This window comes from Kitasatospora sp. NPDC058492 (assembly GCF_042720685.1).
Lineage (GTDB): Bacteria > Actinomycetota > Actinomycetes > Streptomycetales > Streptomycetaceae > Kitasatospora.
On record NZ_JBHXMU010000043.1, the window covers coordinates 32,725 to 53,256 of the forward strand.

The 20,532-nt window shown below is 74.6% G+C and carries 17 protein-coding genes; 10 read left to right on the plus strand and 7 right to left on the minus strand.

The window, feature by feature from the left end:
• Positions 1–242: 242 nt before the first annotated feature.
• The 5 genes from ACFWPI_RS25865 to ACFWPI_RS25885 all read left to right on the plus strand — a co-directional run bounded on the left by ACFWPI_RS25865 (position 243) and on the right by ACFWPI_RS25885 (position 5,875).
• On the plus strand, positions 243–932 hold the full coding sequence (locus ACFWPI_RS25865) for a Crp/Fnr family transcriptional regulator (protein ID WP_380376031.1): 690 nt from the start codon (positions 243–245) through the stop codon (positions 930–932).
• A 158-nt stretch (positions 933–1,090) separates the two neighbouring features.
• On the plus strand, positions 1,091–2,104 hold the full coding sequence (locus tag ACFWPI_RS25870; protein ID WP_380376029.1) for a hypothetical protein: 1,014 nt from the start codon (positions 1,091–1,093) through the stop codon (positions 2,102–2,104).
• Positions 2,101–4,332, plus strand: coding sequence for a hypothetical protein (locus ACFWPI_RS25875; protein ID WP_380376027.1), 2,232 nt, complete (start codon positions 2,101–2,103; stop codon positions 4,330–4,332). Before ACFWPI_RS25870 ends, ACFWPI_RS25875 begins: the two co-directional genes overlap by 4 nt.
• Complete coding sequence (locus ACFWPI_RS25880; protein WP_380376025.1) at positions 4,329–5,288, plus strand: hypothetical protein; 960 nt, start codon at positions 4,329–4,331, stop codon at positions 5,286–5,288. Before ACFWPI_RS25875 ends, ACFWPI_RS25880 begins: the two co-directional genes overlap by 4 nt.
• On the plus strand, positions 5,285–5,875 hold the full coding sequence (locus ACFWPI_RS25885) for a Pycsar system effector family protein (protein ID WP_380376023.1): 591 nt from the start codon (positions 5,285–5,287) through the stop codon (positions 5,873–5,875). The genes ACFWPI_RS25880 and ACFWPI_RS25885 overlap by 4 nt, the downstream gene beginning before the upstream one ends.
• 61 nt (positions 5,876–5,936) lie before the next feature.
• Here ACFWPI_RS25885 and ACFWPI_RS25890 read toward each other — a convergent pair whose 3' ends face one another.
• Together ACFWPI_RS25890 and ACFWPI_RS25895 are read right to left on the minus strand one after the other, a co-directional pair.
• Positions 5,937–6,647, minus strand: a complete 711-nt coding sequence (locus tag ACFWPI_RS25890; RefSeq protein WP_079135315.1) for a response regulator transcription factor — start codon at positions 6,645–6,647, stop codon at positions 5,937–5,939.
• A complete protein-coding gene (locus ACFWPI_RS25895; protein ID WP_380425058.1) occupies positions 6,644–7,828 on the minus strand; it encodes a sensor histidine kinase in 1,185 nt (394 codons plus the stop codon). Before ACFWPI_RS25895 ends, ACFWPI_RS25890 begins: the two co-directional genes overlap by 4 nt.
• Before the next feature lie 211 nt (positions 7,829–8,039).
• Here ACFWPI_RS25895 and ACFWPI_RS25900 point away from each other — a divergent pair, with 211 nt between their 5' ends.
• The 3 genes from ACFWPI_RS25900 to ACFWPI_RS25910 all read left to right on the plus strand — a co-directional run bounded on the left by ACFWPI_RS25900 (position 8,040) and on the right by ACFWPI_RS25910 (position 11,984).
• Complete coding sequence (locus ACFWPI_RS25900) at positions 8,040–8,972, plus strand: ABC transporter ATP-binding protein (protein ID WP_380376019.1); 933 nt, start codon at positions 8,040–8,042, stop codon at positions 8,970–8,972.
• A 34-nt stretch (positions 8,973–9,006) separates the two neighbouring features.
• Positions 9,007–9,789, plus strand: coding sequence for an ABC transporter permease (locus ACFWPI_RS25905; protein ID WP_380376017.1), 783 nt, complete (start codon positions 9,007–9,009; stop codon positions 9,787–9,789).
• Between the two features lie 68 nt (positions 9,790–9,857).
• The gene (locus ACFWPI_RS25910) at positions 9,858–11,984 is read left to right on the plus strand and encodes a HEAT repeat domain-containing protein (protein ID WP_380376016.1); all 2,127 of its coding nucleotides are present in this window, start codon (positions 9,858–9,860) and stop codon (positions 11,982–11,984) included.
• Positions 11,985–12,047: 63 nt separating this feature from the next.
• Here the strand turns inward: ACFWPI_RS25910 and ACFWPI_RS25915 are convergent, their stop codons facing one another.
• Positions 12,048–14,417 carry a lamin tail domain-containing protein gene (locus ACFWPI_RS25915; protein WP_380376014.1) on the minus strand — a complete coding sequence of 790 codons (2,370 nt, stop codon included), beginning with the start codon at positions 14,415–14,417 and terminating at the stop codon, positions 12,048–12,050.
• Between the two features lie 304 nt (positions 14,418–14,721).
• Here ACFWPI_RS25915 and ACFWPI_RS25920 point away from each other — a divergent pair, with 304 nt between their 5' ends.
• Positions 14,722–16,173 carry a WGR domain-containing protein gene (locus tag ACFWPI_RS25920; RefSeq protein WP_380376012.1) on the plus strand — a complete coding sequence of 484 codons (1,452 nt, stop codon included), beginning with the start codon at positions 14,722–14,724 and terminating at the stop codon, positions 16,171–16,173.
• An 87-nt stretch (positions 16,174–16,260) separates the two neighbouring features.
• Here ACFWPI_RS25920 and ACFWPI_RS25925 read toward each other — a convergent pair whose 3' ends face one another.
• The 3 genes from ACFWPI_RS25925 to ACFWPI_RS25935 all read right to left on the minus strand — a co-directional run bounded on the left by ACFWPI_RS25925 (position 16,261) and on the right by ACFWPI_RS25935 (position 18,651).
• Positions 16,261–17,268, minus strand: coding sequence for an NADP-dependent oxidoreductase (locus ACFWPI_RS25925; RefSeq protein WP_380376010.1), 1,008 nt, complete (start codon positions 17,266–17,268; stop codon positions 16,261–16,263).
• Between the two features lie 94 nt (positions 17,269–17,362).
• Entirely contained in the window at positions 17,363–17,803 is a 441-nt protein-coding gene (locus ACFWPI_RS25930; protein ID WP_063345918.1) for a nucleoside deaminase, read from the minus strand.
• On the minus strand, positions 17,800–18,651 hold the full coding sequence (locus tag ACFWPI_RS25935) for a TIGR03619 family F420-dependent LLM class oxidoreductase (RefSeq protein ID WP_380376008.1): 852 nt from the start codon (positions 18,649–18,651) through the stop codon (positions 17,800–17,802). Before ACFWPI_RS25935 ends, ACFWPI_RS25930 begins: the two co-directional genes overlap by 4 nt.
• Positions 18,652–18,744: 93 nt before the next feature.
• Here ACFWPI_RS25935 and ACFWPI_RS25940 point away from each other — a divergent pair, with 93 nt between their 5' ends.
• Entirely contained in the window at positions 18,745–19,191 is a 447-nt protein-coding gene (locus ACFWPI_RS25940; protein WP_380376006.1) for an Lrp/AsnC family transcriptional regulator, read from the plus strand.
• A 34-nt stretch (positions 19,192–19,225) separates the two neighbouring features.
• Here ACFWPI_RS25940 and ACFWPI_RS25945 read toward each other — a convergent pair whose 3' ends face one another.
• A complete protein-coding gene (locus tag ACFWPI_RS25945; protein ID WP_380376004.1) occupies positions 19,226–20,263 on the minus strand; it encodes an LLM class flavin-dependent oxidoreductase in 1,038 nt (345 codons plus the stop codon).
• Positions 20,264–20,532: the final 269 nt, after the last annotated feature.

A 20,532-nucleotide genomic window follows, 5' to 3' on the forward strand; every position in this document is an offset into this window, starting at 1 on the left:
TCTCGCACACCAGTCTCAGCCCCGGCCGGCCGCCGTCCCGCCACCAGGCTTCTCGCCCCGCCCCGCCCGCACCGCCAACCCGCCCCGGATTCGCTCATGCGAAGGGTTTCTTCGCCAATTCCCCGTTCCGAAAGACAAGTTCGTGCTACGGGACGCCCCCTGCGCCACCCCCGACCGGACGGCCCAAGGGAAATTCCGGCGCGAGACCGCATCCGTCTGCGCTCCCGCCCTAGGGTCAGCGCATGAACGATCACGGCCGAACGGCGGACCCCCTGGGCCAGACCCTGTGCCGACTCATGGGTGAAGAGACCTGGAAGAGCATGCTGGCCGAGGCCTTCGAGCGCCGGCATCCGATCGGCGCCACCCTGCTGCGCCAGGCGGAGCCCGGAACGCACGTGCTCGCCCTGCTGAGCGGGGTGGCGAAGGTGACCCGACGGGAGCGCACCGGAGACGTCAGACTGCTGGCGTTCCGCGGCCCCGGCGAACTGCTCGGCGAGGTGGCCGTGCTGGACGACGGGGTCCGTTCGGCGAGCGTCCAGGCGATCTCGGACTGCACGGTCGCGGTCCTCACCAAGGCCGCGTTCCTGCGGTTCGTCACGGACCGGGACCTGTTCCCGGTGATGGTCCGCTACGCCATCGGCAGGCTGCGGGAATCGGACCTCGCCCGCAGCGGCGGCGACATCGTGGTCCGGCTGGCGGCCGCCCTGGCCGCCCTGGCCGACGTCTCCGCGGACCCGGCGGGGCCGCCGGGTCGGTGTACGGAACTCGCCCTGACCCGCGACGAACTGGCCCAGCACCTCGGGGTGTCCCGGAACACCGTCACCGCGGGCCTGGCCGAACTCGGCTCCCACCAGGTCCACGCCGGACGGAAGTCGATCGTCATCGGCGACCTGTCCGCGCTCCGGCGGGTGGCCGGCGGGGCGCGTGACTGACGCGGCGCCGGCCCGCTCGGAGGGGGCTCGCACGACTGATGCCGCGTCAGTTCGTGTGACGGGCGTCACCAGGTTTCCGCACTGAGCGAGCACACCGCACGGCGCGCGCTCGCGAAGCTTGGGGCACACGGTCCGCACGGGAACCACAAGGAGCACAGATGTCGCAGTCCGACCAGCCGATGCCCGAGGCCAGCGCCCTGCCCTACAGCCGGAGCCGCCAGCTGCCGCCGTACCGGGGCATCGTGGCCGTCGACGCCAAGGACTTCACCGGCTACCCGGCCATCGAGCACGGCATGATCAGCCAGGCCGTCCCGAAGGTCCTCCAGTGGTCCTTCGAGCGCGCCGGGCTCGCCGAGGTCTGGCACGGCCGCCGGTTCCCCGCCTCCACCGGCGACGGCTACGTCTTCGGCTTCGACCCCGCGTGGATGCCGTTCCTGATCCACCCGTGGCTGCACACCCTCCAGGAGGTGCTGACCGAGTTCAACGTGCACTCGGTCGGGACGGTGCGGATCCGGCTGCGGGTCAGCCTCCACATCGGGCCGCTGCCCGACTCCGGCGGCGAGTTCGACGGCAACGGCACGCCCCGCAACGACACCCACCGCCTGCTCGACTCCCGCCCGGTGAAGGCCATGCTGGCCGCCTCCAACGAGAGCATCACCCAGGTCGCCGCCATCCTGTCCGACCGCTGCTACCAGGACGCGGTGGCGGGCGGATTCACCGGCCGCCACCCCGACCACTTCATCGAGGTGCCGGCCACCGTAGAGGGCAAGCAGTTCGACCAGCGGGCCTGGCTGTACGTGCCCGCGCCCTCGGGGAACCTCTACGACCGCCGCATCCTGGGCGACGCCGTGGTCGGGGAGCACGAGCGGGCGCAGGCCGCGGCGGCGGAGCCGGCGGCCGGGCAGGCGGACGGCGGCCGCGCGGGGAGCGGGCCGGTGAGCTACCGGGCCGACCGCGGAAACGTGAACGGCGGCGGCACGGTGCACGGCGGCCAGCACGTCACCAACGTGGAGGGCGGCCAACAGGTCACCAACGTGGAGGGCGATCAGCGGGTCACCAAGGTGCGCGGCGACTCCTTCGGGGGCGACTACGTGGCGGGCCACAAGGCCGGTACGGTCCACGGCAACCAGGGCGACACCTTCCACGGTGACAAGAAGGAGCGCCGCCGGTGAGCGCCGAGGAGCGGCCGTCCGGCGCCGGCCAGTCCGGCGACCGCCCCGACGGCCCGGCGTCCAACGGCCCGGCGCCCGGCCAGGACGGGACCGAGCCCGGATACCCGGACCCGGACGACGCCGACGACTTTGCCGACCCCGACCGGGAGTTCCTCAGCCGGCTCGGCCGCTGGGCGGCCCCCGGTGGGCCCCATCTGATCTACGCCCCGAACGGCAACATCAACACCGGCGCGGTGCACGGGGACCAGCGCGTCGAGAACGCCGGCGCGACGTCCGCCCCGGGCGGCCCACACGTGGAGGCGCACGAAGGCCCGATTTCCGCACTGGAGATCCTGGATGCGCGGGCCGGCTTCGCCCAGCCCGAGTGGTTCCCCTCGGCACTGCGGCAGTTGGACACCGGCCTGCTGTTCCTGGCGGGCGAGCCCGGCACCGGGCGCCGCACCGCGGCCCTCAACCTGCTGTCCCAGCACAGCGGGCACAGCATGAAGCTGCGCGCGCTCGACAGCGACGAGGACCTGTCCACCTGGCGCCCCCGCGACGCCGAGGCCCGCGGGTACCTGGTGCACGGCCTGCTGCCCACCCTCCGGCTGGGCCCGGCGGTGGTCGCCAACCTCCGCCGCCTGCTGGCGGATGCGAGGGCGCGCATGGTGGTCATGCTGCCGCACGACCCGGACCTGCTCCGCAGCCTCGCCCGCGACCTGGACCTCACCCCGGTGCGCTGCGTGCCCCCGCCGCCCGGCGCGGTCTTCGAGGCCCGTCTGGAGGCCGCCGTCCCCGACCCCGACCGGCGCCGGCACCTGCTGGAGCGGCTGCGGCCGGGGCTGGACGACCTCCTGGCGTCGGAACTGGTCCCCGCCCAGGTCGCCGAACTGGTCGCCGAGGTGGCCAGGGCCGGCGACGAGGGCCCCGACCTCGCCGATCTCCGCAGGCGGCTCAGCTTCCTCGCCGAGAAGGAGGTCCCCGACCTGCTGAAGAAGCTGCACGACGACCCGGACGGACTCGCGTTCCTGCTGGCGACCAGCGTCTTCGAAGGACTCGACCACCGGATCGTCCGGGACGAGGCCGTCCGGCTGCTCAAGCTGGCCGACGGCCGTCTCGACTCCGTCCTGCCGACGGGTGGTGACGACGGCCAGAGCGGCGTGGTGAGCCGGGAGGCCCCCCGCCCGAACCCGCGCTTCGTCTTCCGGCGGTCGCTGGACGAACTCCTGGCGACCGTCCGGGCCGAGTGCGCGCCCGGTGAGATCCGGGCGACCTCCCGCTACACGTACACGGTGGAACCGGTGCGCTTCACCCGGCACCGCCAGGCCGAGACGGTGCTGCGGCACGTCTGGCGGCAGTACGGCGAACTGTCCGGGCTGCTGACCGAGTGGATGAAGGACGCCCCCAGCGGGGAGCCCGAACTCGCTGAGTCCGTCGGCCGCGTGGTGGGTATGGCTGCCAGTTGGGGTGGCAGCAGGCGAGCCTTGGACCACATCTCTGAGCTGGCGGGGTCGGACCGCAGGCGGAGCCGCAGCACCGCCGCCTTCGCGCTGAGTATGGCGGGGCAGGACCCGGTACTGGCCGGAGAGGTCAAGTACCGACTCAGGTATTGGAGCCGCGCGAGCAGCTGGCGGCTGCGCGCCACGGTCGCGGACGCCTGTGGAAGGGAGTACGGAGTGTCCCGTCCGGAGCTCGCGCTGTCGCTGCTGCGGGGCTGCTACCGGGGGCAGGAGGGGGACGAGAGGGCGGTCGCCACAGCCGTCGACGATGCGCTGTGGGAGCTCTTCGCCTCAGGCAACCAGCCGGTCGTCCTGCGCGAGCTGGTGGACTGGGCGGACCGCCCGGGGCACGGGGCCGAACTCGCGCTCCGGACCTTCCCCCGACTGCTGTGGGACCGCGCCTGGTTCCAGGGCCAGTTGCTCACCGTCGGCGAGTTCACCGACACCGTGATCACCTTCATCCGGCGATCGCTCGACGACGACGGTCTCTTCGACGAGACCTGCACCGCGTTGCTCTCCTGGTGCGCCTCGGCGGTCTGGAACGAACAGCTGCGCGCCGTCGTGGAGACGCTGCTGACCGCGCTCGCCCAGGAGATGAGTCGCGGTGAGCTGCGCCTGTTCGTCGAGATCGATGCCGCCGACAACCCCGACCTGGCCGGACGGCGCATCGCCCAGCACGCCCTGGACGCCTGGCGCCGGGGCGAACCGCAGCCGTACCGGCCCGCCCCCGCCGATGGAGGAGCCCGATGACCGCCGACAGCGACTCGCCCGTCTACGCCCGCGCCACCCAGGCGCCGTGGCGGGAGATCCTGCGCCACCGCTGGTCCGGGCGGCGCGACCGTGCGCTCGTCCTGCTGGACCGGGACGGGCTCTACCACCAGGTGGGGCACCGCCGCCGCGCCCGCGCCGACGAGGACCCGGACCTGGAGGGCCCGGTGGCCGTCCGGGCGGGCCTGCGCGGATTCGACGAGGCGTACCTGGTCGAGTTGGACGAGCGGTCCGGGATCCGGGCGGTCGGCCTGTCGACCCCGTACGGCACGAAGTCGGTGGACGTCCACGTCCTGTGGTGGGTGCACGACGCCGTGAACGTCGTGCGGGCGCGGACCGTGCGGGGCTGGCTGCCGGTCCGCAAGGATCTCGAACAGCGTCTGCGCCAGCTCAAGGAGCAGTTCGCCACCGCCGGGCACGGGCTGACCGAGGCCGAGCTGATGCACTACCTCGCGACGCCCCACCTCCTGCCGCACTGCGGCCTCGGCTACCGAGTCACGGACGTGTCCGCCCGGGAGCACGACGCCGAACTGCGGCTCGGGGAGCCGGACGGGGCGGACGTGCCCTACAACTGGATGGACAAGAGCGAGGACGAGTACGCGTTCTGCCGCCGGGCCGTTCAGGAGGGCCCGGTGTCGCTCGCGGCGCTCTGGCTGGCCAGACACCCGGACCAGGTCCGGGAGGTCCTGGACTGGGCGGTCGGCCACGCCGAACTGCTCCGGGGTGAGACCACCTGGCAGGACCAACTGGCGCTGATGCTCGGCAAGTTGAGCGAACAGGAGAGGCAGGAGCTGTCCCGGATGCTGCGCGACCGCCTCATCGCGCTCGGACGGCGGGTGCCGGGACCCGGGCCGCAGGGCGCCGGGCCGGAGTTCGTCAAGATCCGCTCGCAGGCCAACGGTTGGGCGGGCGGCGTGGCGAACGGGAGCCCGGTGTGACCGCCGCCGGCATACCCGGCGGCCGGGTGCCGACCGCACCGACCACCGCCCCGGACGTTGCCCCGGACGCCGCCCCGAGCCCGTCGGCGGTGGCGGCGATCGAGCGCCTGGTGGCCGCCAACAGCATGGAGCTCACCCGGGCCGACGCCAAGGCCGCCGTGTTCCTGGCGTTCACCGGCGCGGTTCTCGGGGTGTTCATCCCGCTGGGCGGGGGCGGGGGCGGGGGCGGGGGCGGGGGCGGATCCGGGCCCCGTGCCTGGGCGGTGCCGTTCCTGTGGTGGAGCGCGGTGGTGAGCGCGCTGCTGGCCGTCGCCTGCTTCGTGGCCGCCCTCGTCCCCCGGTACCGGAAGGGCGAGCGGCAGGCCCCGACCAGCCCGGCCTACTTCGGGCACATCGCGCCGGGTGCGGGGGTGGAGCGGCTGCGCCGCGCCTTCGAGTGCGGGGGTCGTGATCCGGTGGGGGCGCTGTTGTCCTCGCTGGCCGGGACCAGTGCGATCATCCGGGCGAAGTACCGCTGGATCGAGATCGGAACCGCCGTGCTGCTCCTCGCGCTGCCCCAGTTCGCGCTGACCCTGCGGCTGGCCTGAGGCCGGTCTGAGGAGATGTCCCGTCCATGGTCCGCCCCAGGGCTCCTGGGGCGGGCGGCCGTCAGGACTCGACGAGGGTTGCGCGGTAGGCGGTGATCACCAGGTGCACGCGGTCCCGGGCGGCGAGCTTGGCCAGCAGGTGGCCGACGTGCGTTTTGACCGTGCCGGTGCTGACGGACAGCTGCTCGGCGATCTCGGCGTTGGTCAACCCGCGGCCGATCAGTGTCAGCACCTCCAACTCCCGCCCGGTGACGGCGCGCAGGACCCGCTCCCGCTCGTCGCCGCCGGGCGTGGCGGTCGCCGGCTCGGCGGCCGGCCGGGCGGCGAACTCGCGGATCAGCCGGCGGGTGACGCTCGGGGCCAGCAGCGCCTCCCCGGCGGCGACCACCCGGATCGCGGCCAGCAGTTCCTCGGGCGGGGTCGACTTCAGCAGGAAGCCGGACGCCCCCGCGCGCAGCGCGCCGTAGATGTACTCGTCGAGGTCGAAGGTGGTGAGGATCAGGATCCGCACGGCGCTCTCGGCGGTGATCTGCCGGGTGGCCGCCAGGCCGTCCGTGCCCGGCATCCGGATGTCCATCAGCACCACGTCCGGCTGCCCGGCGCGGGCCAGCCGGACGGCCTGCGCCCCGTCGGCGGCCTCGCCCACCACCTCGAAGCCGTCGGCGGCGGCCACGATCCCGGCCAGGCCCGCCCGTACCAGGGTCTGGTCGTCGGCCACCACGACCCGGATCGGTGGGCCGGCGGGTGCCCCGTTCGCGGCGTCTCCCGTCACGACGTTTCCTGCCCGCCCGCGTCGGCCAGCGGCAGCACGGCGCGCACCCGGAACCCGCCGCCCGGCAGCGGCCCGGCCTCCAACCGGCCCTCGTACAGCCCGACCCGCTCGGCCATTCCCGCCAATCCGTGCCCGCCGACCCCGACCGGCCCGCCGCGACCGGCGTCGCTCACCTCCAGCACCAGCGCCTCCTCCTCGAACTCCACGGCGACCCGCGCCTCGGCCGCGTGCGCGTGCTTCACCACGTTGGTCAGCGCCTCCTGGACGATCCGGAACGCGGACAGCTCGACCCCGTCGGACAGCTCCCGGACCACGCCGCCCACCCGCAGCTCCACCCGCACCCCGGCCTCGGCGCTGCTCGCCACCAGCCGGTCCAGATCGGCCAGCCGGGGCGCGGGCGCGAGCCCGGCCCCGTCGGCGCCGCGCAGGACGGTCAGCAGGCCGCGCATCTCGACCATCGCGTCCCGGCTCACCGCCTGGATCGCGGCCAGCGCCTGCTCGGCCTGCGCCGGATTCCGCCCGATCACGAAACGGCCGTACCCGGCCTGGACGTTGACCACGCTCATGCTGTGCGCGATCACGTCGTGCAGCTCCCGGGCCAGCCGGATCCGCTCCTCGGCCAGCTCCGCCGTGGCCAGGTCGACCTGGTGCCGGCGCAACTCGGCGCCGTACGCCCGGTAGCGGGCCACCGCGCAGCCGAGCGCCCACGCGGTGACGACCTCCAGCGCGGACAGCACGAGGTTGTTCCACAGCTCCCGCGACCCGAACCGGCTCAGCCCGGCCCCGACCAGGCCGAACGCCAGGACGGTGAGGCCCAGCCGCATCGGCCCGGCAGCCGCGACCAGGTAGACGACCATCGCCGCCGCGACCACCACCAGGAACCCGGCCAGGTTGGCGATCGTCAGCTGCCCGGCCACCGCGACCACCACCGCCCAGGCGGCGAACACCACCCCGGCCGCGGCCACCGGCGCGAGCCGGCGCAGCCCGGCGGCCGCGCCCACCGCCACCACGCACACCAGCACCGTCACCAGCTCCGCCGACGTCGGCTTCGGGTAGCCGCGGTGGTGCGGGTCGAACACCCGGTAGGCGTCCAGCACCCGGAACCAGGTGAGCACGGTCAGGGCCAGCGAGACCGCCAGGTCGACCGCGACCCAGTGGCCCGGGCGCAGCCTCCTGGTCACCGGCGGATGCGGAGCACGGGGCATTTCCCCAGGCTAGCGGCGGCCCCCGCGCCCGGCATCGCCCTGTGGGCCTACGACCACGGGCAGAGGCCGGCCCCGCCGAACGCCGTGATCTCCCCCCACGGCGGGACGCCCCGCACCGGGCCCGGGCGGGAGCGTGGAGCCCGCGTCGGCCCCCTCGGCCGACCAGGAAACCCGGAAAGGCACCACGATGATCGAGGTACGCGACCTCACCAAGCGCTACGGCGGCGCCGTCGCCGTGGACGGGCTGACCTTCACGGTCCGGCCGGGACAGGTCACCGGCTTCCTCGGGCCGAACGGCTCGGGCAAGTCCACCACGCTGCGGATGATCCTCGGCCTGGACGCCCCGACCAGCGGGCGGGCGACCGTCAACGGCCGGCCGTACGCGGCCCTGCGCCGCCCGCTGCGGGAAGTCGGGGCGATGCTCGACGCGGGCGCCGTCCACCCCGCCCGCTCCGCCTACCACCACCTGCTCGGCATCGCCGTCACCAACGGCATCGGGCCGTCCCGGGTCCGCGAGGTGCTGGCCCGCACCGGCCTGGAACAGGCGGCCCGCCGCAAGGCCGGGCGGTTCTCCCTCGGCATGAAGCAGCGCCTCGGCATCGCCGCCGCCCTGCTCGGCGACCCGCCCGTCCTACTGCTCGACGAACCGGTCAACGGGCTCGACCCGGAGGGCGTGCACTGGATCCGCACCCTGCTGCGCGACCTGGCCGCCGAGGGCCGGACGGTCCTGCTCTCCTCGCACCTGATGAGCGAGACGGCCGTCACCGCCGACCACCTGGTGATCATCGGGCGCGGCCGGCTCGTCGCGGACCGCCCCACCGCCGACTTCCTCGCCGAGAACGCGCGCACCGACGTCCTGGTCCGCTGCGCCCGGCCGGCCGAACTGGCCCGGCTGCTGCGCGCCGCCGGGGCCGCCCCGGTCACCGAGGAGCCCGGCGGGGCACTGGCCGTCGGCGGCCTGGAACCGGCGGCGATCGGCGAGCTGGCCGCCGCGCACGGCCTCGGCGTCCACGAACTCACCGTCCGGCAGGCCTCGTTGGAGCAGGCGTTCCTGGACGCCACCGGCGAGACCGTCGACTACCGCGCCACCACCGGTCCGTCCGGAAGGCGGACCGCATGACGGCCACCACCACTACGTCCGGAAAGAGGACCACATGACCGCCCCCACCACCCGCGGCGCACTGGCCGGCGAGTGGGTCAAGCTGCGCAGCGTCCGCGCGACCCCGCTCACCGCCGTCGTCGCGCTCGCCGCCGCCCTGTTCATCGGCCTGATCGACTACGGCAGCGCCGCCGACAACTGGGACGTCTGGACGGCCGTCCAGCGCGAGCGCTTCGACCCCGTCCGCTACGGCTTCTCCGGCGGCTTCTACGTCGCTGTCCTGGCGATCGGCACGCTGGGGACCCTGGCCGCCTCCAGCGAGTACACCACCGGCCAGATCCGCAGCACCCTGGCCGCCGTGCCCCGGCGGGGCCAGGTGTTCGCGGCCAAGGCGCTGGTGGTCGGCGGGGTGTCGGCGCTGCTCGGGCAGCTGCTGGCGTTCCTGACCTTCCTGCTCGGCCAACGGGCCCTGGCCGGGAAGCACCTGGCCGTGTCGCTCGGCGACCCGGGCGTGGCGCGCGCGGTCGTCGGCTGCGGCGTGTTCCTCTCCGTCTTCGCCCTGCTCGGACTGGCGCTCGGCTTCCTGGTGCGCCACACCGCGGGCGCCGTCGCCGTGCTGTTCGGCCTGTTCTTCCTCTCGCCAATGCTGCTGGCGCCGCTCGGTGACGGTGCCACCCGGTTCGGCCTGCAGAGCGTCTTCGAGGGCCTGGGCAGCACCGTCGCCTCCGCGGGCGGCACCGACCGGCTCGGCGCGGCCGGCTGTCTGGCCACCCTCGCCGGCTACCTCGCCGTCGCCCTCACCCTGGCGGCCGTGAGCTTGACCCGCCGGGACGCCTGAGCACTACGGGATGCATGAGCACTACAGGACACCTGAGTACTGTCGGTGGCGGCTGCGATGATCCGCCCATGGACCTCGCCCACGCCCTCGACGGACTCGACGCCCACCCCTGGGCGTCCGTGTCGCACGCCTACGGACCCGCCGAAGACCTGCCCGGCCTGCTGCGCGCGCTCGCCGCCGGCGGCGAGCAGGCCGACGAGGCGCTCGCCGAGCTCTACTCGTGCATCCTCCACCAGGGCTCGGTGTACACCGCCAGCGCGGACGCCGTCCCCTATCTGGCCCGGATCGCGGCGGCCGGCTGCGGGACGGTCGAAGTCCTGGGCCTGATCGGCGGGTTGGCCGAGAGCGAGAGCGAAGGAGAGTGGGACGGGGAGCGGGGCGGTGGCAGGGAGGGCCCGCCCGCCCCCGTCCGGGCCGCTGTCGTCGGCCAACTCCCGTTGCTGCTGCCGCTGCTGGCGGACGGCAGCGCCGCCGTCCGGCAGGCCGCCGCCTGGGCCGTCGGCCAGACCAGGGCCGTCGAGGCCGCCCTGCCCGCGCTGCGTCGCCGCTGGGCGAGCGAGACCGACCCCGTCGTCCGCGGTGAACTGCTCACCGCTCTCGGCCGGTTGGACCGGTCCGGGGCCGCGGCCGAGGTCGGGCCGCTGCTGGGCGAGGGCACGCCGGCGCCGCTGCGCCTGGCCGCGGTCCTCGCCGGGCTGGACGCGGGCGAGCCGTGGACGGGCGCCCACCACGCCGCCGTCCTCGCCCTGCTGCCCGCCGACCCGGTCGCCGCCGACCGGTACGACCTGGACCGCCGGGAGCCGTTGCGCGTGATCACCGAGGAGCTGCTGCTGCGCGAGACGCCCGCCGACCGCGACGCCGCCTACGCCCTGCTCGACCGGGCCCTGCGCGACGAGCGCCCCGAGGTACGGGCCGAGGCCGTCTGGGCGGCCGACCACGCCTGCCAGCTGTCGCGCAGCGCGCCCCGGCGGCTGCTTCCGGCGCTCGCCCAGCTCGTCGCCGACCCCGACGTGGCGCACCTGCTCGGCAACCTCGGCCCGGCCGCCGCCGAGGCCGCCCCGGGGCTGGCCGCCCGGGCCGCGCAGGCCGAGGACGGGCCCGCCGACGAGGCCCTGGCCGCGCTCGTCCTGGTCGCACCCCGGACGGCGGCCCCGCTGCTCGCCCGTGCCCTGGGCCGGCGCCCGCGCGCGCTGGAGGCCGCGGCCGGCCAGCGGGCCCCCGCCGACGCGCCGTTCCCCTTCGACCCCGAGCTGCTCGCGGCCGTCCGCGCCCGGTTGACGGCCGGGCAGCTCGGCGGCAACGAGCACCACCAGCTGTTCCGCCTGGTGCGCCAGTGGGGCCGCGCGGCCGCCTCGGCCCTGCCCGAGCTGTGCGCGGTGCTGCCGCACCGCCCGGAGGCGGCGGCCGCCGTCGCGGCCGTCGCGGTGGACGGCCCGGCGGCGGAGCGTGACCGCGCTGCCGCCGCGCTGCGGGAGGTGCCCGGTTCCGTCGCGGCGGCCCGGGCGCTGTACGACCTCACCGGCGATCCCGAGGCGCTGCTCGGGGCACTCGCCGACCGGCTCGCGGCCGGCCCGTACGCGGTCGCCGAGGCCGCCCGGGCCGCCGCCGGCCTGGGCCCCGGGGCCCTCCTGCTGGCCCCCGCCCTGCGCGCCGCGCTGAGCGCCGGAGGCGTGCCCGACACCTCCCCGGTGCTGGAGGCCGACCTGGCGGTGGCCGACGCGCTGTGGCGGATCACCGGGGCCGCGGCCGAGGTCGTCCCGATCCTGGACGGCGTCCTGCGGCGCGCCGATGACGGGGCGTGGTTCGACCGGACGGCCGTCCGCGCGGCCCGCGTCGCCGCCCTCCTGGGGCCGGCCGCCCGCCCGCTCACCGCCAGGTTCGACGGGCTGCTCGCCGACCGGGTGAAGGCCCCGGCCGCCGTGCTGGCCCTCCTCGCGGTGGCCGATGGCGCCGCTCTCGACCGAGGCCGCCTGGTCGAGGCCGCCCTGCGCGCGGCCGAGACCGGGTCGGACCTCCGGGGCGCGGGCGAGGCCCTGGCGGCCCTGGGCACCACCGCCCTGGACGACGGTCAGCGCCGCCGCCTCGCCGACCTCGCCGGGCGCGACCGCCGGATCGTCGGGGGCTGTTTCGCGGGCGCCGGCATCCGCGACGACGAGGCCCTGCGCGCCCTGCTGGCCGCCGTGGCCGGAGGCTGAACGGCGAACGCGGTGCCGGCCTCCCCGCCAGGGGTGAGGCCGGCACCGCGCCGGTGTCGTGCGTCAGGGCAGCGGGATCCGCACGACCTGCGGGTCGTGGTCGCTCAGCTGGGTGCTGAACTCGCTGTTGATGTGCACGATGTCGTAGCTGTACGGCTTCGCCGCCAGCGCGCCGGAGATGAGGATGTGGTCCAGCACCTGGGAGTTGCCCTCGTACACGTAGGTGTAGCGCTCGGGCAGCGGCAGGGTGCGCGGCAGGTCGGTCAGCGAGCCGCCGGCGGTGAGGATGTCGGCGGTCTGCGAGAACTCGAAGTCGTTGAGGTCGCCGAGCACGATGACCGCCGCGTTCGGGTCCACCGCCAGGATCTGGTCGGTGAAGCTCTTCACCGCCGTCGCCTGGTTGTGGCGCTGGGTCTCGGACGGGTGCGCGGGCGGCTGGTAGCGGCCGAACAGGGGCTGGTCCCCGCCCTTGGAGTTGAAGTGGTTGGCGATCACGAAGACCGGCTTGCCGTTCCAGCGGAACTCGCCGGCGAGCGGCTTGCGGCTGGAGTTGAACGCCGTGTTGGTCGGGTCGATCCGGCCGGGGGAGTAGGCGAGTTGGGGCGTGCCGCCGTTGTTGACCACCGAGTCGGCGGTGGTGGAGCCGGCGCCGGGGCGGTCGGTGAAGCTCAGGCCGCGGTCGGTGCGGAACAGGAACACCTGGCGGATGTTGCCGCCGGGCTGGCCGCCGTCCTGGCCGTCCACCGGGTCGATCTGGCGGTAGGAGTAGGCCGGGCCGCCGGCCGCCGAGATGGCGGCGGTGAGCTTGGCGAGGGTCTGGTCGGGGGCGGTGGTGCCGTCGTCGGTGGGGCCGCTGTTGTCCTGGATCTCCTCCAGGGCGACGAGGTCGGGCGCGCGCAGGTTGGTGACGATGCCCGCCGCGAGGCCGTCGAACTTGCTCTGCGGGTCGGCGGGGGAGAGGTTCTCCACGTTGAAGGTGGCGGCGGCGAGCTGGCCGGCCGTCGGGGCGGCGGTGACCTCGGGGGCGAGGTTGCCGGAGGTGACCGCCGGGGTCGCGGTGACCTGGAGCTTGAAGTTGCCGAAGGAGTAGTCGAGCACGCCGACGGTCGCGCCGGTCAGGGTGTCGCCGACGTTGGCGGCCGGGGTGGGCGCGAGCGCGTTCGCCAGGGTCACCCGCTCCGGGTTGCCGTCGTTCGCCTGGAGCAGGATGCCGCCCCGGTTGGTGCGGGTGGTGCTGCCCTGGGGCACGACGGGGAGGTCGCCGTACTTGTTGCTGGGGCCGACCACGGCCGCGTTGTCGATCTCGACCCGCATGCCCTCCAGCGAGGCCCAGAAGTCGATGCCGTCGGTGGCGGGTTGGTAGTTCCCGGCGGTCTCGACGTCCCCGCCGGTGACGCTGGAGATCACCGCCGCCGGGGGCACCCGCCCGCCGAGGCCGACCAGGGTGGGCGCGGGCAGCGGCGCGTTGTGGGCGAGCACCGTGACGCTGGGCGCGGTGAGTTCGGTGATCGACAGGTTGGTGGTGCCGCCGCTGCCGCCGGGGCGGTACTGGCTGACGGTGGCGCTCACCGTGACGGAGTCGCCGACGGCGACGGTGGGCGCGCCGGCGGTGTAGACGTAGACGCCCTCGCTGGTGCCGGGGTCGTTGTCGGGCTGCGGGTCCTGGTACCAGAAGCCGTTGGGCCCGACGGCGGTGACCACGCCGGGCACCGCGCTCACGGCGCTGCCGGCGAGCGGGGAGGTGCGGGCCGCGCCCTGGATGTCGTGTATTCGGGCGCCGGTGGTGGTGCCGCCGCCGGTGGAGGCGGAGTTGCGCGGCGTCGGGGCGCCGATGGTGAAGTCCGCCGCGTTGTTGTCGGTGTCGGTGGCGCCGCCGCCGACGCGCAGGGCGGCGGTGGCGTTGGACAGGTTGCCGGTCGGCGAGCCCTCGGCGGAGCTGGCGCTCGACCCGTAGCCGACCAGGTCCTTCACCCCGGGCTGCGTCGCGCAGCCCGAACCGCAGGTCAGCGCCGTGCCGTTGGTGACCAGCGCGACCTTGCCGGAGGTCGCGGCCAGGTTGAGGGTCCCGGTGGCGTCCGGCGTCGGCAGCGCCGCGCCCGTCCCGGCCCCGGCGGCCTCCTGCACCAGGAGGAAACGCCCCGGCGCGATCGTGCCGGACAGCGTGGTCCGCCCCCAGGACGTGCCGCCCGCCGAGGCGTACTGCACCGTCCAGCCGGTGACGGACACCGGCGCGGTGCCGCGGTTGTACAGCTCGATGAAGTCGTTGGCGTACGGGGCACCGGAGTTGCCGCCCCCGCCGTACACCTGGCTGATCACCACGTCGGGTGACGCCGCCTGGGCGACGCCGCCGGGCAGCGCCAGCAGCGCCCCCACCACGGCTGCGGCGGACGCCCCCGCCATCGCTCTGCGCCGGACTCGCTGGGTACTCCGCATGAGCTTCCTCCTGACGGCCGCTCGGGCTGGTGGCCCGGCGGTCTGAGCACGGACAAGAAAGTTCGGGCGCTGCGGTTCTAGCAACGCCACCCGATCCCTACCGTGCGCGGCGGGCGACGACCAGATGTACGGCGGAAGAATGGTTCGTGAGGCGACAAGTGGGAAGCGGGGTTCCGGGCAAGCCCAGCGGGACGCGCTGTCAGTGCCGCCCCCTAGGTTGGGGGTTGTCGGTGAGCGGGGCCGCGAACAGGCCCCGTCTCGCCTCCCGTCTCCGTTGCCCGAAAACCCGAAAGGGGACTTCGTCGTGTCCGTCGCCGTGGAAGAGCAGGTCACCTACCTCGAACTGTCCGAGGAGGAGGGGAGCGCGCACAAGTTCTACGAGGTGCGGCTCGCCGGCAGTACGGTGACGGTCCGGTACGGGCGGATCGGCGAGGAGGGGCAGGCCAAGTCGACCAGCTTCCCGAGCGCCGAGAAGGCCGCGGCGTCGGCGGCCAAGAAGATCGGCGAGAAGGTCCGCAAGGGCTACGCGTCGGCCGTCCAGGGCGTGCGCCAGCGCCGGGCGGTGACCAGGCGGCAGCTCGTCAGCACCCGTTCGACGGCGAACCAGGCGCCGCTGCTGTGGCGGTTCCGCTCCGGCTCGCCGGCCTTCGGCGTCTTCGTCGGCGAGGAGCACGCCTGGGTCGGCAACGAGCGCGGCGACGTCTACACCCTCACCCACGACGGCGAGGTCACCGCCCGGTTCGGCCTGCCGGACGGCGTCAAGTGCATCGTCGCCGACGACTGGTGGATCTACGCGGGCTGCGACGACGGCAAGGTGTACGACCTGGGTGGGAAGGTCCCCCGGGTGGCGTACGAGATAGCCGAGGACGTGGACATCTTCTGGCTCGACATCCACGACGGCGTCCTCGGCGTCGCCGACGAACGCGGCGGGCTGACCACCGTCGACCACGAGGACGAGTTCCAGTGGCGCCGCAAGGCCGAGGGCCGCTCCGGCTGGATGGTGCGCTGCGACGCGGACGGCGTCTACCACGGCCACTCGCGCGGCGTCGCCCGCTACGCGGCGCGCGGCGGCGACCAGCTGTGGCACACCGCGACCAAGGGCGAGGTGCTGTTCGGCTGGCAGGAGGCCGACGAGGTGTTCGCCGGCACCGGGCGCGGCTGGGTGCACCGGCTGCGCAAGTCCGACGGTTCCGAGGTCGCCGCCTACCGCTGCGACGCCGCCGTGTTCTCCTGCGCGGCCTCCCCGGACGGCGAGTACGTCTTCGCCGGGGACAACCACTCCTCGGTGTACTGCTTCGCCGCCGACGGCACCCGGTTGTGGAAGCTCGCCACCGGCTGCGGCTCCGCGTACAGCATGCAGTACCGGGACGGGCGGCTCTACCTGGTGACCACGGACGGCTCGCTCGCCTGCCTGGACGCGAGCGAGCAGGCCGTCCGGGCGGCCGAGGGCGGGACGCTGCCGGCCACCGCCGAGGTGCGTAACGCCGGCTGGGAGGCGGTTCGGCCGGGCACGGCCCTGGAGACGGTGGTCACCGGCACCGGCGGCCTGCCCGGCGGCGGGATCGAGGTCGAGTGCGTGCAGGACGGCGCCCGGCTGCGGGTGCGGGTGGTGTCGGCGGGCTTCGACCCGGGCCGGCGGGTGCAGTTCCCGAAGGACGTCCGGGTCGCGGGGGCGCGGTACCTGGTCGCCGAGGTGCGGGAGTCCGCCTCGGGCGGCTTCTACCGGGCGCGCGGCGAGATCAAGCGCCTGCTCTGAACACCCCCGGTGCGGCGGCGGACACCACGTCGCCGCCGCACCGGGCCGGGATCAGGCCGGAGTTCAGGCCAGAGCTGAGACCTGAGCTCAGGCCAGCCGCAGCACCAGCTTGCCGGTGTTCTCCCCGCGGAAGAGCATCCCGAGGACGGTCGGGAAGTCGTCCACCGTCCCCTCCACCACGTGCTCCTTGACCTTGATCCGGCCGTCCGCGATCCAGCCCGCGAGCTCCCGGGCCGCCTCCGGGTAGCGGGGCGCGTAGTCGAACACCACGAAGCCCTCCATCCGGGCCCGCCGCACCAGCAGTGACAGGTAGTTGGACGGGCCCTGCACGGCGGTCTCGTTGTTGTACTGGCTGATCGCCCCGCAGAGCACCACCCGGGCGTGCATCGCGAGCCGGGTGAGCGCGGCGTCCAGGACGTCCCCGCCGACGTTGTCGAAGTACACGTCGATGCCGTCGGGCGCGTGGTCGCGCAGCGCCTTGCGGAGGTCCTCGGAGTGGTAGTCGATCGCCGCGTCGAAGCCCAGTTCCCCGGTGAGCAGCGCGCACTTCTCGGGGCCGCCCGCGATGCCGACCACCCGGCAGCCCTTGATCCTGGCGATCTGCCCGACCAGGCTGCCGACGGCCCCGGCGGCGCCGGAGACCACCACGGTCTCGCCCTCCTTGAGCGCCCCGACGTCCAGCAGCCCGAAGTAGGCGGTCATCCCGGGCATGCCGAGCGCGCCGAGGTACGTCGACAGCGGCGCGAGCGCGGGGTCGACCTTCAGCGCGCCCTTGCCGTCCGAGACCACGTACTCCTGGACGCCGAAGCTGCCGACCACGTGGTCGCCGACGCGGAACTTCGGGTGGTCGGACTCGACGACCTCGACCACGGACCCGGCCCGCATCACCTCGCCCAGCCCGACCGGCGGCAGGTAGGACGGCCGGTCGTCCAGCCACCCGCGCATCGCCGGGTCCAGCGACACGTACCGCGTCCGTCCCACGAACTCCCCGGGCCCGGCCGCCCCCACCGGCTCCGACCCGTGTGCCCAGTCCTCCGCCCGCACCTCCCCGACCGGCCGACGGGCGAGGCGGATCTGACGGTTGGTCGCGGTCATGACGTCTCCTGGGGGCGCGCGCGGGCCTGCACTGGAGGCCCGAGTCTAAGCAAGCGCTTAGTCATCTGACCAGTGCCCGCCCGGCGCGTCGACGTCAGCGGCCTGGCCGGTAGTAGGCGTCGAGGGGTGCGCGCGCCTCGTCGAACAGGGCCGGGCCGTCCTGGGCCACCGTCGGCCAGGCGCCCGACTGCGGGTTGAGCTCGACGAGTTGCTCGGTGGAGAGCGCGAAGACCACCCGGCCGAGGCCGGAGCGGACGATGCCGCCGGCGCACATGCCGCAGGGCTGGCAGCTGGTGTAGAGGGTGGTGCGGGCGGCCAGGTCCGGGTCGAGTTCGCGGGCCGCCCAGCGGGCGAGCTTCAGCTCCGGGTGGGCCGTGATGTCGTCGTCGCGCCGTACCGTGTTGTGCGCCTCGGCGAGGATCGCGCCGTCCGGGCCGGCCAGCAGGGAGCCGTACGGTGCGTCGCCCAGGGCGACCGCCCGGGCCGCGAGGGCGACGGCGCGCCGCAGGAGGGTTTCGTCGGCCGGGGTGATCACGATCGGTCCTTCCAGTGGGTGGCCACGGTGGTGAGCGCCTGCCAGGCCGCGCGGGGCCGACGGGTCTCCTCCGGATCGCCGTGGTAGGGGTCGAGGACGACGGTGTCCGCGCCGAGCAGCCGCAGCTGGTCGAGGTCGTCGAGGACCTGCTCGACGGTGCCGACCCCGGCGGGCCGCTCGGGATCGTCGACCGGCGCCTCGGTGATCCGCAGGGCGATGCGGGGGGAGAACCCCGGCAGCGAGTGCTCCGCCAGGATGGAGCGCATCAGGGGCAGGGGGAGCCGCAGCGGGTGCCAGGCGTCGCCGAACCTGACCGCGCGCCGGATCGCCGCCTCGCTGTGGCCGCCGACCCAGACGGGCGTCGGGGCGGCGTGGCCCCCCGTCCCCGTCTCCTGGGTCTCCGGAGCCCCCGGAGTCTCCGGACGCCAGGCGTCCCGCAGCACGCCCAGGTACTCGTCGGTCAGCCGGCCGCGCGCGGCGAACGGCACGCCGAGCGCGTCGAACTCCTGCCGCGCCCAGCCGACGCCCACCCCGAGGACGAACCGGCCGCCGCTGAGCCGGCTGAGGTTGGCGGCCAGCCGGGCCGTCAGCAGCGGGTGCCGGTAGGGCAGGATCAGCACGCTCGTGCCCAGCCGCAGGTCCGTGGTGAGACCGGCCAGCCAGGACAGCGTGGTGAACGGCTCGTAGAACGGCTCCGGGTACCGCACGGCCACGTCCGGGGTGATGGTCACATGGTCCGACAGCATGAGGAGGTCGAAGCCGAGCCCCTCCGAGGTCCGCGCCCATTCGCGCAGCACGCCGGGGTCCGTCCCGGGCCCGAAGTTCGGTACGTTGACGCCAAGTTGCATGGACCGAGGCTATCCCGGTGATCATGGCCGACGGAACCGAACCATCCCGGTGATCACCGCTCTCCGCCATGGTTCTGCCGGTAGAATCGCAAAATGGCCGTGAATCTCGACGACATCGACTGGCAGATCATCGGACAGCTGCAACGGGAGGCCCGGATCTCCCTCAGCGAGCTGGGGCGGCGGGTGAACCTCAGCTCGTCCGCCACCACGGAACGGGTGCGGAACCTGGAGACGCTGGGCGTCATCACCGGCTACCACGCCGTGGTCGACCTGGCCAAGGTCGGCTACCCCGTGCTCGCCGTCGTCCGGCTGAAGTACCCGGGCAACCGGCACGAGCCGCTGCGCCGGCTGCTCGCCGAGCGGCGGGAGCTCCTGGAGTGCCTGCGCACCACCGGCGACGACTGCTACACCCTCAAGGTCGCCGCGACCTCCATGGAGCATCTGGAGACGCTCGTGGACGAGCTGGCCGGCTTCGGCAGCACGACCACGAGCGTCGTCTACAGCCAGACGCTGCCCACCCGCGGCCCCGACCGGCCCTGAGCCGCCGCGCCCCTCGGCGCGGCCGGACGCCGGGTCAGCCGTGCCCGGCCGAGGGCTGCCAGCCGAGGGCGGGGCCGAGGCGGGTGGCGAGGTCGGTGAGGATCTGCACGTAGTCCTGGTGGTCGAAGGTGAACGGCAGGGCGAAGGCGACCTCGTCGACCTCCTGGTAGCCGGCGTGGGCGTGCAGCCGCTCGGCGATCTCCTCGGACGGGCCGACCAGGTCGGGCGCGAACACCATCCGGGCCGGGCCCTGCGGGGCGAGGGTGCGCGGGGTGCGGGCGAGGGCGTACGCCTGGTACTTGGCGCGCTGTTCGGGGCTGGCACCGTCGGTGGGGATGACGACGAGGCCCTGGGAGACGCGGGCGCGCTCGCCGTCGGGGTGCTGGGCGCGGAAGGCGCGGATCTGGGTGCGCTGGATCTCGGCGAAGTCCTCGGACTCCCCGGGCTCCCCGGCCTTGACGATGCTGCTGGTGAGCAGGTTGAGCCCGTGCTCGCCGGCCCAGCGGGCGGAGCGCAGGCTGCCGGCGCCGTACCAGAGCCGGGAGGCGAGGCCGGGGGAGTGCGGCTGGACCCGGCGGGAGTACACCTCGATGCCCTCGGTGCCGGCGAAGTCGGAGGCGGGTTCGCCGCGGACGAGGCCGAGGAGGCGCTCGGCGCGGCCGGTCCCGAAGTCCTCGTGCTCGCCGGTGTCGGGGTGGAGCGCGCCGCGGACCCGGTCGTAGTGGGTGGGCGGGCCGACGCTGAAGCCGGGGTTGAGGCGGCCGCCGGACAGGATGTCGACGGTGGCGAGGTCCTCGGCGAGGCGCAGCGGGTTCTCCCAGCCGAGCGGGGTGACGGCGGTGCCGAGGTGGATGCGGCTGGTGCGCTGGGAGGCGGCGGCGAGGACGGCGACGGGGGAGGAGATCCCGTACTGGAGGTGGCGGTGGCGCAGCCAGGCGCTGTCGAAGCCGAGCTGCTCGCCGAGGGTGATGAGGTCGAGGGTGGACTCGTGGCCCCGGCGCGGGTCGGCCTCGTCGAACAGCCCGATGGTCAGGAAGCCGAGTTTCCGCAGCGGTCGTGGGGTCGGCGGCATGGTGGGTGGCTCCGGGTGGTGTGAGGCGGCCCCGGGAGGGCCGGGCGGGTGGTGCCCGTCGAACGTACGCAGGCGGCTCGCGTCCCCACAAGATCGGCGCGGGATCGGACATCGGCGCGCAACACGGCGCAATCCCCCCTCAATACCGACCCGGTACGGGGCGCGGGGGGGCCCCCCCCCCCCCGGGGGGGGGCCGCCCCGGGGCGGGGGGGGGTGGGCCGGGGCCCCGGCCGGGGGGGGGGTGGGGGTGGGGTGGGGGGGGGGGTGGT